The organism is Marinobacter sp. DUT-1, assembly GCF_050379415.1.
Classification (GTDB): Bacteria; Pseudomonadota; Gammaproteobacteria; order Pseudomonadales; family Oleiphilaceae; genus Marinobacter.
Window position 1 is genome coordinate 165757 of record NZ_JBNRLS010000001.1, and the last position, 13901, is coordinate 179657.

General features: G+C 60.3%; 9 protein-coding genes. 3 read left to right on the forward strand and 6 right to left on the reverse strand.

The annotated features are described in order from the left end of the window. Window positions 1-9: 9 nt before the first annotated feature. The 5 genes from ACQUTG_RS00735 to ACQUTG_RS00755 form a co-directional block, all read right to left on the reverse strand. Complete coding sequence (locus tag ACQUTG_RS00735; RefSeq protein ID WP_428917574.1) at window positions 10-495, reverse strand: protease complex subunit PrcB family protein; 486 nt, start codon at window positions 493-495, stop codon at window positions 10-12. A 2-nt stretch (window positions 496-497) separates the two neighbouring features. Further along, on the reverse strand, window positions 498-3155 hold the full coding sequence (locus ACQUTG_RS00740) for a S8 family serine peptidase (RefSeq protein ID WP_428917575.1): 2658 nt from the start codon (window positions 3153-3155) through the stop codon (window positions 498-500). A 176-nt stretch (window positions 3156-3331) separates the two neighbouring features. Continuing rightward, complete coding sequence (locus ACQUTG_RS00745; RefSeq protein ID WP_428917576.1) at window positions 3332-5383, reverse strand: TRAP transporter large permease subunit; 2052 nt, start codon at window positions 5381-5383, stop codon at window positions 3332-3334. 15 nt (window positions 5384-5398) lie between these two features. Continuing rightward, window positions 5399-6409, reverse strand: coding sequence for a putative solute-binding protein (locus ACQUTG_RS00750; protein WP_428917577.1), 1011 nt, complete (start codon window positions 6407-6409; stop codon window positions 5399-5401). A 59-nt stretch (window positions 6410-6468) separates the two neighbouring features. Further along, a complete protein-coding gene (locus ACQUTG_RS00755) occupies window positions 6469-7533 on the reverse strand; it encodes a hypothetical protein (protein WP_428917578.1) in 1065 nt (354 codons plus the stop codon). 375 nt (window positions 7534-7908) lie between these two features. On the opposite strand from ACQUTG_RS00755, the gene ACQUTG_RS00760 reads away from it, so the two are divergent. Then, window positions 7909-10395 (forward strand): penicillin acylase family protein, encoded by a 2487-nt coding sequence (locus ACQUTG_RS00760; protein WP_428917579.1) that lies wholly within the window; start codon window positions 7909-7911, stop codon window positions 10393-10395. A 60-nt stretch (window positions 10396-10455) separates the two neighbouring features. On the opposite strand, the gene ACQUTG_RS00765 is transcribed toward ACQUTG_RS00760, so the two are convergent. Next, entirely contained in the window at window positions 10456-11088 is a 633-nt protein-coding gene (locus ACQUTG_RS00765; protein ID WP_428918435.1) for a TetR/AcrR family transcriptional regulator, read from the reverse strand. A 131-nt stretch (window positions 11089-11219) separates the two neighbouring features. On the opposite strand from ACQUTG_RS00765, the gene ACQUTG_RS00770 reads away from it, so the two are divergent. Further along, window positions 11220-13031 carry an acyclic terpene utilization AtuA family protein gene (locus ACQUTG_RS00770; RefSeq protein ID WP_428917580.1) on the forward strand — a complete coding sequence of 604 codons (1812 nt, stop codon included), beginning with the start codon at window positions 11220-11222 and terminating at the stop codon, window positions 13029-13031. Beyond that, the gene (locus tag ACQUTG_RS00775) at window positions 13028-13894 is read left to right on the forward strand and encodes an SDR family oxidoreductase (RefSeq protein ID WP_428917581.1); all 867 of its coding nucleotides are present in this window, start codon (window positions 13028-13030) and stop codon (window positions 13892-13894) included. Before ACQUTG_RS00770 ends, ACQUTG_RS00775 begins: the two co-directional genes overlap by 4 nt. The last annotated feature ends 7 nt before the right edge of the window (window positions 13895-13901 follow it).

Consider the following 13901-nt stretch of genomic DNA (forward strand, 5'->3'; position numbering starts at 1 on the left):
CGGCAAAGATCAACGGTTGTTTTGCTCGGGCGTGATGCGGATGTCACTCCAGCCGCTGGCAGTGACTGCAATGGCGGCGCAGGGAGTGGTCAGCGCCTGGGTGACCAACATGTCCGGTTGCGGTTCACGAATACGAACGGAAAGCTCCAGGGTGTCATCCTCGATAGCCGAGGACACCAGGGTGACACTGTAGCCGCCCGTGGGTTTCTGGCCCAGTGCTGCAAGGACCACCTGTTCCCGCGCAAAATCCACGGCCCTGAGTGGCGCCAGGGGCAAGGTCCGGTCCTGCAACCCTTCCAGACGCCCGACATCGGTCTCGCTCTTCAGAAGCAGATGACCTGGTGCCGTCAGGCCACAATGGGATGACTGGCTGATCTGCCTGGCCAGGGGCGCACCCTCATCGGTCTGAACCTGGGGCTGACTGGTTGCACAGCCGGCAACCACCATGCTGGCGCCGGCGAGGGTGAGAGTAAGACAACGGGACAGTAACGTCATGATCAGCGAATACTCTTGGTGGTTTCATTATCCGGCTGCGCCGAGAGCAGACGATAGCCCTCAAATCCCGGGCGCGGGAGAACATCGGGGGACTGGGCGGAAATCGTCGGCCTCGAGTAGCTGGTGGTCATCCGGATGCCCTGGATGGCTTCACCTGCGGTAATGGTAATCTCCTCCCGCAGACCGGAGACCGGGTACTCGGCACAGGCTTCACCAGCATGACAGATCAGACCGTCGTTATCGAGGTCCGAGCCGGCCACCAGGAAGTAGTTCCCGGGTGGAACCTCGGAAAGAAATCTGGGTTCAACGCCATCATCCGGGCGGAAGCTGAACTGGTATTGGCCATTTACCACCTCCACGGTTGCCTGGGACACAGTCGTAAAGATGTCGCCCTCCGGCACCGGGTCGACCAGCAGGACAAAGTGGCGGCCTGCGTTACGGAGGGCTTGATCGGCCAGTTGCTGACCAATGACCGGGATTTCCAGGGTGCGGGATTCACCGCCAGTATAGTTGATCTGAAGCGCTGTCCTCTCCGAAACCCCTTCCTCCAATGCCTCAGGAATCAAGGAAAGATCGATTGTAAAACTGGTTCCCGAATCAGCTGGCTCTACAGCTCCCACGTCAAGCCACGCCGCCGGCGATTTAAGCTGAACAGTATCAATGGTGACTGTGGTAGGCGAATCCCCATACACCTCCAGCGACACAGTTGCCGAAGAGGCTCCTTCCGTCGAAAGGGTGACAATGGCGGGAGACGCCGTCAGCAGGTCGGTTACCGGCGCCTCCGAGGCCGCCAATACGGACTTGGCAGCATCCATCAACCCCCAGCCAAGTTCGTCATTTCTGCACGCATTATCACAGGAGGAAACCGTAAGCTTGCCTGCCTGAAGCATCGCATTGACCGCCGGATAATCAAGCAAAGCGTTCTCATTTTTCATCAACGCCAGCACACCGGAAACATGCGGCGCGGCCATGGAGGTGCCCTGGAGGCCGGCATAGGTGGCCGTCAGGGTTCCGTCGATCACGGCTGCGCTGGTGCTGCTGACCAGATCGCCCCGGCCATCGGCATTTCCGTCCCGGCTGGCATCACCGCCCGGTGCCGCCAGGTCGACCCAGGAGCCAAAGTTGGAATACGTGGACAACACCCCGGCTCCATCCACCGCGCTGACAGCAAACACATTATCAAAGGCCGCCGGATAGGACGGCGTGCTAGATGCGGCATTTCCTGCTGCCGCCACGTAAATGGCGCCACGTGCGGTACCCAGGTTAATGGCATCCTGTAAATTCTGGATAAAAGGCAGGCCGCCCAGGCTCAGGTTAACAATATCGGCCCGGATAGGCCCGGTATCTCCGCCGGCAACCCAGTTTAGTGCATTTAGCAAATCTTCAGAGGATCCGGTACCCCCCTCGCCCAACACCCGGACAGGCACCAGCGTTGACTGGTAGGCAATACCGCCACCACCTCTCTGGTTGACCGCAGCAGCTACCGTGCCGGCCACATGAGTGCCGTGGTAGACGCTACCACCCACACTATTACCAGGGTCAGAAGGGTTATCGTCGGGTTCGGGATCGCCATCGTTGTCGTATTCGCCGGAAACAAAATCTTCAGTAATACCGACGTTGGCGTTCAGGTCCACATGCCAGTTTCCTGGCCGGCCAAAGAGCCCGGTATCCAGAACCGCAACACTCACGCCTTGCCCGCCGTCCTGGGCAAGTTGCCAGGCAATGGGAGCATTCAACAGCTCATAGTGCCACTGCTGACCCAAAGCAGGGTCGGCATAAAGCGGCTCACTGACTGGCGTCTCCTGGGATCTGACCAGGTAGTTGGGCACGGCGCTTTTCACCGCTCCGTCTTTGCGCAAGCTTTCAATCCACGCCAGAGTCTGGCTTGCCCGGTTGCCATCGCCCTGACTCACAGTCTCGGCCATTCGTACTCGCCAGAGCCCCCGACCAAGCCCTCTCATTTCAGTCATCCCGAGCGCAGACATCTGCGCTGACGCAGCGCCCTGAAACCCCTGCTCCTGCTCCAGGGCAACAATGGCCTCCCCCTCGACAAACTGATGGTTGGGCCATTCATGGACAGACTGGGCAGACAGGCCGGAAGCCGAGGACGACAGGATATAGAGCATGGGTGTTGAGTCGGCCAACACCTCTATCCGGTAGGTGCCCTCCGGCCAGGACCGGGTGTTGTCATCAGCGAGGCTGACACTCACCTGGGAGGTGGTTTCACTGGTACTGACGCTGGCGATCAGATCACCTGAAACGGGATCCAGTAACCTGAGCGTCAGACCGGAGCGGCCGGCACGGGTTGCAAACGCCTGCAGCGACACGCGCTGATCCGGAGCCAGGTTCAAGGCAAAGCGGTCGAGAGCATCAGTGAAGTAATCGGTACCGGGAAACCCGCCTGCAGTCGGATAGCTTCCGTCCTCGCTACTTACATAGCCTGCAAGAATGAATTCCGCAGGCAATGCCTGAACACTGTCAGACGGAGACGGATTCAGCGAGAGCGAATCGGCAGTATCGACATCTACCCGGGTTCCCGCCTCGATATCGATCACCCCGGAGAGTGCCACATCCACCGGCGCGGTTTCACCACCACCGGAGCCACCTCCACAACCAGCCAAAGCCACTGCCAGGCTCACTACCAAGCTTTTCCTAAGCATCCCGGGTTCCTTTTCTTCTTCCAATCCGCCTTTTCCGTCTGCCAATTCAAGCATACACCATCACCCAGCATTCGTTACCGCCCCTGTCTGCGAGTACGGGGATAAACGCCTCACGGATGAAAAAAAACCGCCAGCGGCCGGGCCGGTGGCGGTTACTTCAATCTACAGAAGCCAGGTTAGAGCGCGTAGAACAGCATCGGAATAAAGGCGACCAGCAGGAGTGTCGGCCCCATCACCGCCAGGGGCAGCAGGAGACGCTCATAGCGGTGCCAGAAGGAACCGGTGCGCTCGGCAGCAAGCACTTCCGTCTCCCCGACCACCTGTCGGGTCAGGAGGTGGTTCAACGCCACTGGCGGGCTGAGGTATCCCAGCTCGAAGGCGACGAGACACACAATCCAGAAATGCAGCGGATCGATACCCAGCTGGATCGCAGGTTGGGCAATGGTGGCGGAGACCAGAATGACAGCACCAAACGGGTCCATCACCATACCGATAACGGTCAGCATCACGACAATCACCAGCATGGCAATCCAGGGACTGGTGAGGTCCTCCGGGAACAGCGCATGGACAATATCCGAACGCTCCAGGATGCCGCCGAGACAGATCGAGAAGCCGATCAGTGCCAGCAGCGCCCCGATATGCACCGCGGAATCACTGGCGGCGGCGGAACTCCGGCTCCAGAACGCCTGGGCCCGGGTCTCACCGTCTTCCCGGCTGTCCCTGCCGGCATCCAGTAGCACCAGCGCCAGCATCACCAGCGGCAGGATCAACGGCGCACTGTACTCGTTGAACTTCAGCCCCAGGATGATCCAGATCGCCACGATCACAATGGCGCCCACGACCACGTAGGGCAGCAATGCCCGGGTCTCACCGAGGGCCGCGCGGAAGGCGCCCGGTGCCGGACGGGGCTTCCAGTTGCCCTCGGTCTTGCACACGATCAGCGAAAACAGACTGGCGGACATCAGGAATACCCAGAAGCCCCAGCTGTACATCTCCGTGGTTGTGACCTCCTTGTTCAAGGCCGCCACCACAACAATCAGCAAACAAGGATTGAGGACGACCCCCAGACTGCCGGACATGGCAGTGGTGGCGAGTGAGAGCTGGCGCCCAGCGCCGGCACGGCGCAGTTCATCGTAAACGACGCCACCGACCGCCAGGATGAAGATGCCCGAAGCACCGGTAAATGCAGTCGGAAAAGCCGTGGAAAATATGATCACCGAGGCAAGCAGCGGCGCCGGCAGGTGGAACGGCTTGATGACGTTCAGCAGCAGCTCCGGAATCCGGGTCTGTTTGAGCATCATGCCCACCAGCACATACAGGCCGATGTTGATGAACATCGACGACAGGTTGGACATCATTCCGAAGTAGATAGCCAGGCCCGACGCATAACCGTCCACCAGGAAGAAGTAGCTCATGGCAATCAGGCCCATACCGCAGTACAGCGGGATCACCAGGCCCGAGGACGCGCTCAGCTTGCCGGGACGGATCCGGTCCGGAATGTTCAGGAACCGGGTCGCGTTGATCACCATGAACAGTCCGAACACGCCGGCCCAGGCATACTGCAGACTCATGGTGTCATCCGAGCCCGGCGAGGTGGCGAGCTTGCCGAGATAGGCATTCAGGGACAGCACCATCAGTCCGTTGACCACAAACTGCACGCCCTGGCTCAACCGCCATTCGGCCCGGTTCCGTGGCAACCGGAGCGCAATGTGGTCGGTGTCCAGCGCAGCTATCGCCGCCGCCATGGCAAACATGGCAATGAACAGGTATTTGGTGAGCTCGATGTTATCGAGCAGGAACTCGGCGAGCCCCTGTTCCACCGTCTTGAACATACCCAGCGCCGGGGTTGCGTGCTTCAGGTTCTGCTCGTAGACCGCATATTGCTGCTGACACAGCTCGAGGTTGCTCTCCAGGGACTTGCGAATCGCCTCCGGATTGGGCGGCGAACTGAACAGATCGTCGGGGTCGGGCTTGTAGGCAGCCACCCGTTTGGCCACCTCCGCCTCGATATCCATTTCCAGCTGGCACGAGGGTTCCGTGGCATCCGGATTCAGCAGGTAGTAATTCGGCCAGGTCTGCTCACCCACCCAAAGCAACCGGGAATGCAGGGAATTCCCCATCCCCAACAACAGGGTGAACAACAGCAGTAGCAGGAGGACTGCCCCGTGCATGCGATGCACGGGGTAGAGCGTCCTTGCGGCCGGAGCGGTCAGTGCTCGCCAGTTCATGAGTATCCCGCCCTGTTATTCGCGGTTGGCCGCGGTGCACTCGGCAGCCGAAGGATTGCTGGCGCAGCGGATCTTGCTGAGCAGGCTCATCATCTTCGGATGGTAAACGTCCGGGGCACCGTTAAGGCCGTCCCGCATCTCAATGCGGTTCTCACGGAACATCTCCTGGTAGCCTCGAATGTCCTTCTCGGGGATCCGGACCCATTTTTCATCCGGAATCGCCGCTTCCTGGCCCTTAACGAGGTTCATGGCCTGCGGGAACATACCCCAGGCAACTTCACGGGCTTTCTGGGCGGTTTCGTCATCCAGGACGTCATCGCGGGCGACCATCTGAAGCGTCAGTTGCGCCAGCGGATAATCCACAACACCACCCTTGTCACCGATGCCCTTGTAAAGCTCCAGAGCCTCATAGGCGAACGCCGGCGCGTAGGCGGTATCGACAGAGCCGTTGTTGAACTTGCCGGCAAAGTTGGTGATGTCGGACGGCACAACCGTCGCTTTCACGTAGTTCACCATGTGAATGGCGTCTTTCTGGTAGTCCAGGGTCGCCATGCGCTTGCCGGCCAGTTCGCCGGCGGTGTCGATGCTGCGGTCGTTCACAAAGAGATAACCCGCACCCACCGGAATGATACCCAGCACCTCATAGCCGTTGTCTTTCATCAGCGGCGCCGCTTTCGGCTGCGCCAGGGTCGCCAGCAGGGTCTTCAGGTTGTCATAGGTGGGAATGGCGCCTACGGCACTGATGCTGCCGGTGAACTTGTTGAACGGACGTATCCGGATATCGGTTGCTGCCACCGCATCACACTGGCCGGCATTGAAGTCACCAATGGCCACACCCTCATCGGTGTAGGGCTTCAGTTCGAAGTCCACCCCGTGGCCCTTCATCTCCAGGGCGTAATCCTTGACGAAATTGTAGAAGTCACCGTTGGCACCAATGACATCGAACACACACATCGAAACACTCTGTGCCGATGCAAAAGGAGATGCTGCTACCAGGGCCATGGCGGTTAGGGATTTGCGGATCATATCGACCTCCGGGTCATTCTTGTGTTTATCGGTTGTTCAGAGGGTGGTGACAGCCTGCCTCAGAGCAGGCCATCCAGACTCATTGTTTCTACATTCTCGGTTTCCCGCTCAGGGCTCATCTTGCCGAAGAAGGTCTGCGGGGTGCGGTAGCCGTAATTGGCGGTCCAGTGTTTGTCTGACGAGAACCAGACTACGTCGGCGGCAACCTCATCTACCAGACGGTACTCGTCCCAGACCTCGACGGTTGCATTGGCCTCAGCGAAAGAGGCGATGGCCTCTTCGAGCTTGTCCGGGCGACCAAAGGTTTCGGCAGCCACAACCTGGAGGGCATGGGGAACACGTATGCCTTTTTCTATGCCCAGCTCGGAGCTGTGTTCAAGCACCTCCCAGGGGTCAGGGGACAATGCCGGTTTGGTATCCGGGAGCAGCAACCAGACCAGGGCACGAATCGCATTGGGCGTCCCCCCCCACTTTTCGTTGTCCAGGCAGGTAGCAGCACGCTCGGCCTGGGGCGCGATGTTTCTGGGAACACCCGCCATCGCACCGGAGTTGGCATCGTTCACGATAGCTTGCATGCCGGTCAGCAGGCCCATCAGGAAGGTGAGTTCGTCCTGCTCACTGAACAGGAAAGGACACTCCAGCGGCTCGGCCGAAGGGTCAAATTCATAGGCCGCCATAGCCCTCTGGAACGAGGCATACCGGCGCTTGGCGGTTAGGGCGTTCAGGCGTTTTGCTTCTTCCCTGGCATCCTTTGCGGCCTCGACATTGCCCTGGTAGTCCGCCCTCAGGTAGGCAAGCTCCGCCTCCCAGGCCTTGTATTCGGCACAGTTACCCGCCAGCAGCATCAGCAGGGAACCGGTGCTGTCTGGTGCATCGGTCACCCGGGAGAAAGAATAGAGCAGCGGATCAATGCCCTCACCCAGTGCGCAAGCCATCCGGGGATCGGACATCTGCAGCACATAAGGGGTGGCCTCACCCTCGGAATAGTTTGAGAGCACCACACCAGTGGTGGTGTAAATGGGATTCGCGGAACAGCCGGCAAGCAGGATCAGAGCCCCGGCGGTCAGAAGTTTCGAAGAAGCCACGCGACTGCGGCGGTATAAGGTAACCAGAGTGGAAATCATAATTCGCCCTGCTTTGCATTGTTTTTATAGATTGAGGGTACCCATCCAGGTGCCCGTCCGATTTCTGATGACGTAACGTCGCACCAAAAGGTTTCCCTACCCTCGTCGTCCACGGCTGCAAGGATGCGATCAAAACTGTCAGACAAAAATGGCTCGAATGCCGAAGCGGATATGCCGATGAGGCCAATGGCCCTCATGGAAAGGACTGCATGTCCATTTTTTTGATACGTATCAATGCATTCAGAGTAACAGTACGTTTGGGCGTGTCGCCTCGCCGGTAGGCGAACGAAGAATATCACAGCCAAAGCCCGGAACCTTTTGCCGGTTCGCCCCGTTCCCTGCGTTGCCAAAACAACAAAAGAAGGCGAAACGATGATGAACCCGAAACAAGCCATTCCACTGGCACTGATTCCCTTTATCCTGGCAGGCTGCATTTCCGACAGTGACACGCCTCCCTCACCCGCCCCGGGAGACAATACCGAGATTGCGGGAGACAACAAGACCCTTTATCGGGCGACACTCAGGCGCACATCTTTCGGCATTCCTCATATCGAGGCAGAGGACTTCTCCAGCCTCGGTTACGCCTATGGCTACGCACAGGCTGAGGACAACCTGTGTCTGCTCGCTGAAGACACCCTGACCATCCGGGGCTTGCGATCCCGGTATCTTGGCCCGGAAGGACCATACAGCATTCCCTCCAACGGGGCCTCCACAACCAACCTGAATGCGGACTTCTTCTGGCGTACCACCCTGACCGATGAAGCCATTGCGCCTTTCAAGTCAAACAGTGACCCGGAGGTGCTGGAAGCCTCGAAAGGCTATGTGGACGGATTCAACCGTTATCTATCGGAAGTGCGGGACGGCCGGCACCCGGGCCGGCACGAGGCCTGCCGTGACGAGGAGTGGCTGTTCGCCCTGGAAGAGCAGGACATGTACCGGCGCTATCTTCGGCTTGCGGTGCTGGCAAGCTCCTCGGTATTCGTCGATGGTATAGCCACTGCGCAACCACCGGAAACCACCGATACCACTCTGCCCACCGCCGAGGATCTGCTCTCGGCCCTGGAGGGCGAGGGTAGCGAAAGCCTGCCCTTCCCCTTCAGCGCGGAACTCCCGATTGGCAGCAACATGTATGGCCTTTCAGCAGAAGCAAGCCGGACTGGCGAATCAATGCTGTTCGGCAACCCGCACTTTCCCTGGGAGAAAACGGAACGCCTTTATCTGGCCCACCTGAAGGTCGGCAACGACACCGAAATCATGGGGGCGGCGTTGTATGGCCTGCCCGCTGTCCTTATCGGTTTCAACGAGCATTTTGCCTGGAGCCACACGGTATCCACGGCCTACAGGTTCACCTTCTACGAGCTCACTCTGAACCCGGCAGATCCGACTCAATACCTGTACGAGGGTGAATATGTCGATATGGAAAGCTCCGATATCACCATTGAAGTACTGGAAGAGGATGGCACCGTCGGAGAACGCACCCGCACCCTGTATCGGTCGAAGTACGGCCCGATGCTGACCTTCGAGGCCGCTGGTGTTCCGGTGCTGAACTGGTCGTCCCTGAAGGCCTACACACTCCGTGATGCCAATGCGGAAAATGACCGCCTGCTGAATCAGTTCTTCCGCTGGAACCAGGCCGACAGCTTTGAGGAATTCGTCCAACTGCATGCCAGTGTCTTGGGTGTGCCCTGGGTCAATACTGTGGCGACCGGCCCGGGACAGCAGGCGTACTACGGCGATGTGACGGTCGTACCGAACGTACCGGATGACAAGGCCACGGTTTGCGCCACCGCCCTGTCCCCGGTTTTCGACCAACTCGCGCCGGGGCTGCCGATCCTGGATGGTTCCCGGGCCGATTGTGAGTGGGACACCGACCCCGATGCACCGGCCGCCGGCATCTTCGGGCCAGCCAACCTCCCGACCCTCCGCCGGGACGACTGGGTACACAACTGCAACGACAGCTACTGGGTTACCAACCCGGAAGAACCGCTTACCGGCTTCGCCGCAATCATCGGTGATGAGGAGACAGCACGGACCCTGAGGACCCGCAAATGCATGCAGCAGGTCCAGGATCGCCTGGACGGTACCGATGGGCTGGCCGGCAGCCTCGGCTTTGACCTCGCCAACCTCCAGTCCGTGGTACTCAATAGCAGCCTTCTGTCAGAGGAATTGGCGCGGCAGGATGTGCTGGACGCTTACTGTCCGTCAGGCACGTTACTGAGCAGCTCCGGCCAGCCGGTGGACATTTCAGCCGCCTGCGAGGTGTTGCGGCAGTGGGACGGGACCCACAACCTGGATTCCGTGGGAGGCCATATCTGGCGGGAATTCTGGCGAGGTATTGACCCTTTGCCGGTCACCTCGCCGGACAAGTGGCTGTCTCCGTTCGATCCGAACGATCCAGTCAATACACCGGCGAATCTCAATGTGGCAAGCCCCCTGATCCAGACCGCCTTCGCCGATGGTGTGAAACGAATCCAGGACTCCCCGATTGCGCTGGATGCGGCCGTCCGGGATATCCAGTTGTCTGGAATCCACGACACGCCAATCCCGATTTTCGGAGGTGAGGGTTTCGAAGGCAGCTTTACCATCGCCAGTTCCCGCCCGAACGATCTGACTGACGGCCGGTACGATGTGAACTATGGCAACAGCTATATCCAGACCGTCACCTGGCGGGAAAATGGCACGCCGAAGGCCGAGGGCTTTGTGACCTACTCCCAGTCCACCGATCCGGCCTCACCCTACTTCAAGGATATGACTCAGGCCTATTCCGAGAAGCAATGGATTGCCTTCCCGTATACCGAGGAAGCTATCCGCTCCGACCCGAACCTGGTGGAATACCGGCTCGTGGAACTGGCCCGCGACTGATCCACGCCAGAACGAACAAAGGGCCCTATCCGGGGCCCTTTGTCTGACACGAAACCCCATTCAGGGCGTTGCCGGAAATCCGAGCATGGCCATGATCTGATCGGTCAAACCGTCCAGGGTCAAACCACCCCGCTCCGGCCGGTACCAGGTCACTGTCCAGCTCAGTGCTCCGGTCAGCATACGGCGAACCACGAACGGGTCCGCCAGCAGACGCTTTTGCTCACGCAACGTTCCAAGCACATCCAGCCAGAGCGCTTCATAGATATCCCGAAGCTCCAGAACTTCTGCCTGGGAATCCGCGGAAAGACTGCGCCACTCGAAAACCAGAACCGCCATGGCTTCGCCGGTCTGGCCATTGATGGACTCCAGCTCTGCCCGAACCAATGCCCGGAGCTTGTCTTTCGGTGTTTCCGCCACTTCCATGGCCGCCTGCATCAGGGCGGTGTTCAGCCGGATCGTCTCCACCATCACCGCCTTCAGGATTTCCTCCTTGGTGCGGAAATGATGGAACAGGCTGCCGGACTGGATGCCCACGGCGGCGGCGAGATCCCGGACCGTGGTGCGTTCATATCCCTTTTCCCGGAACAACCGCGCCGCTTCCTTCAGCAACCGGCCGCGGGCGCCTTGTGGGTCGGAAACGAGGTTTTCGGCGATGAGAGACTGGAGGATCTGGTTCTGGCTCACTAAGGCTATCCGGTTGGCTGATCAGGCCTTTTATACTACCTCAAATTTGTCTGTTTACAAACCAAGCGCTTGCTTGGTATTGTCATTTCCATCCTCCGATAACCCCGCCGGATGCGGGCGACAAAGACAAGGCAGACAAGATGTCAGATTCCAACCGCAAGACCGTGCGTATCGGCTGCTCCGCCGCGTTCTGGGGCGACACCGAGACCGCCGCCGCCCAACTGGTCAGGAAGGGCAATATCGACTACCTGGTGGCGGATTACCTGGCCGAGATCACCATGTCGATCATGGCCGGCCAGAAGATGAAGGACCCGACCCAGGGTTATGCCCGGGATTTTGTCCAGACTGTGATGGGCCCCTTGCTTGGCGAGATCAAAGAGAAAGGCATCCGGGTGCTGGCCAATGCCGGCGGCGTAAATCCCGTAGCCTGCCGCGATGCCCTCCAGTCGTTGTGCGAGAAGGCCGGTGTCGATCTGAAGATCGCCCTGGTGCTCGGTGACGACCTGCTGATGAAGAAGAAAAAGCTCTCCGACGCCGGCATCACCGAAATGACCACCGGCGAGCCGATGCCAGCCATGATGGTCAGCCTCAACGCCTATCTGGGGGCACCGGGCCTCGTGAGCGCGCTGGAACAGGACGCCGACATTGTCATCACCGGCCGCGTGGCGGACAGCGCCCTGGTACTGGCACCGTTGGTGCACGAGTTCGGCTGGCAATGGGACGACTATGACAAACTGGCCCAGGGCAGCCTCGCCGGCCACCTGCTGGAATGCGGTGCCCAGGCCACCGGCGGCAACTTCACCGACTGGCTGGATGTGGCCGACGGCTATGCCGACATGGGTTTTCCGATCGCCGAGGTCAGCGCCTCGGGCGACTTTGCCATCACCAAGCCCGAGGACACCGACGGCATGGTCAGCCGGGGAACCGTGGCCGAACAACTGGTCTATGAGATCGGCGATCCCCGTGCCTATCTTCTTCCCGATGTGGTGTGTGATTTCACCGGGGTCACTCTCGAAGAGTCCGGCCCCGACCGGGTAACGGTCAAAGGGGCCCGTGGCCAGAGGCCAACTGACAGCTACAAGGTCTCCGGCACCTGGCCGGACGGTTTCAAGTGCACCGTCACCTTCCTGCTGGCCGGCCTCGATGCCCGCAACAAGGCGCAGACCGTGGCCGAGGCCATCCTGGCCAAAACCTCCCGCCTGTTCAGCGAACGGGGCCTGCCAGATTACTCGGAAACCAGCATCGAACTGCTGGGTACCGAAAGTACCTACGGTGCCCACGCCCGCGGCCAGGACTGCCGGGAAGTGGTGGTGAAGATCAGCACCGCCCACCCGAAGAAAGAGGCCCTGGTACTGTTCTCCCGGGAAATCGCCCAGGCCGCCACCGGCATGGCACCCGGGATAACCGGCATCGTGGGCGGGCGGCCGACCGTCTGGCCCAAGATCCGGCTCTGGTCCTGCCTGGTTCCGAAGACCGACGTCTCGGTAACCGTAGACCTGGGAGGAGAACAGACGCCCGTGTCGATCCACACAGACGGCGGCTTTGATCCATCCGGACTTCCCGACGCTCCGGAGACCTCCACCATCACGGAAACCGACCTGGTGGTCCCATTGATCGAACTGGCCTGGGCCCGCAGCGGAGACAAGGGTGATCACAGCAACATCGGCGTTATCGCCCGCGACCCGGCCTTCGAGCCCTACATCGCTGCCGCCCTGACCGAGGCCGCCGTCGCGGACTGGATGGCCCATACCCTGAATCCCGAAATCGGACAGGTCACCCGCTGGGCCCTGCCCGGACTGCATGCTTTCAATTTCCTGCTGGAACACAGCCTCGGGGGCGGCGGCGTCGCGAGCCTGCGCATCGATCCCCAGGGCAAGGCCTTCGCCCAGCAACTTCTGGAATTCCCCGTGCCCGTCAGCCGGGCCGTGTATGAAAAAGGACAAAAACGATGAGTTATCGCTCTGTATTCCAGCCGGACCTGTTCAAAGACCACGTCTACATCGTCACCGGCGGTGGCTCCGGTATCGGCCGGTGCACCGCCCACGAGCTGGCCGCCCTGGGCGCCCGGGTCGCGCTGGTAGGCCGCAAGCAGGAGAAAGTTGATGCGGTGAAGGCGGAGATCACAGAGGACGGCGGCATCGCTTCCGCTCATGCGTGCGATATCCGCGAAGAAGAGTCGGTCAAAGCCACGGTCGCCGCCATTATCGCCGAACACGGCAGCCTGAACGGTGTGGTGAACAATGCCGGTGGCCAGTTTGCCTCCCCTCTGACCGGCATCAACCAGAAAGGCTGGGAAACCGTGGTCCGGACCAACCTCACCGGCGGCTTCCTGATGGCCCGGGAAGCCTACACCCAGGCCCTGAGTAAAACCGGCGGTGCCATCGTCAACATTGTCGCCGACATGTGGGGCGGCATGCCCGGCATGGGCCACTCCGGCGCCGCCCGGGCCGGGATGGTCAACTTCACCCAGACCGCCGCTGTGGAATGGGCTCCGTCCGGTGTCCGTGTCAACGCCGTGGCGCCCGGCTGGATCGCCTCCAGCGGCATGGACAACTATCCCGCACATATGAAGAGCTGGATCCGCAGCCTGGCCGATGCCGTGCCAATCAAGCGCCTGGGCACTGAATCGGAAGTCAGCGCCGCCATCTGTTTCCTGCTCAGCCCCGCCGCCGCCTTCATCTCCGGCGATTGCCTGAGAATCGACGGCGCCGCCTCCCAGGGCGGCCGGGTCTGGCCGATGCCGAAAGCCAAAAACAACGAGGCTTGGAACGGCTTCCACCGCGCCGTCACCCCAAAAGTTCTGAGCGAGGACTGAGGAGCCG

Excerpts from the sequence above, each read along its gene's own strand:
- ACQUTG_RS00775 (WP_428917581.1), top strand. The coding sequence starts at position 13,028 with ATGAGTTATCGCTCTGTATTCCAGCCGGACCTGTTCAAAGACCACGTC.
- ACQUTG_RS00740 (WP_428917575.1), bottom strand. The coding sequence starts at position 3,155 with ATGCTTAGGAAAAGCTTGGTAGTGAGCCTGGCAGTGGCTTTGGCTGGT.
- ACQUTG_RS00750 (WP_428917577.1), bottom strand. The coding sequence starts at position 6,409 with ATGATCCGCAAATCCCTAACCGCCATGGCCCTGGTAGCAGCATCTCCT.
- ACQUTG_RS00735 (WP_428917574.1), bottom strand. The coding sequence starts at position 495 with ATGACGTTACTGTCCCGTTGTCTTACTCTCACCCTCGCCGGCGCCAGC.
- ACQUTG_RS00760 (WP_428917579.1), top strand. The coding sequence starts at position 7,909 with ATGAACCCGAAACAAGCCATTCCACTGGCACTGATTCCCTTTATCCTG.
- ACQUTG_RS00755 (WP_428917578.1), bottom strand. The coding sequence starts at position 7,533 with ATGATTTCCACTCTGGTTACCTTATACCGCCGCAGTCGCGTGGCTTCT.
- ACQUTG_RS00745 (WP_428917576.1), bottom strand. The coding sequence starts at position 5,383 with ATGAACTGGCGAGCACTGACCGCTCCGGCCGCAAGGACGCTCTACCCC.
- ACQUTG_RS00770 (WP_428917580.1), top strand. The coding sequence starts at position 11,220 with ATGTCAGATTCCAACCGCAAGACCGTGCGTATCGGCTGCTCCGCCGCG.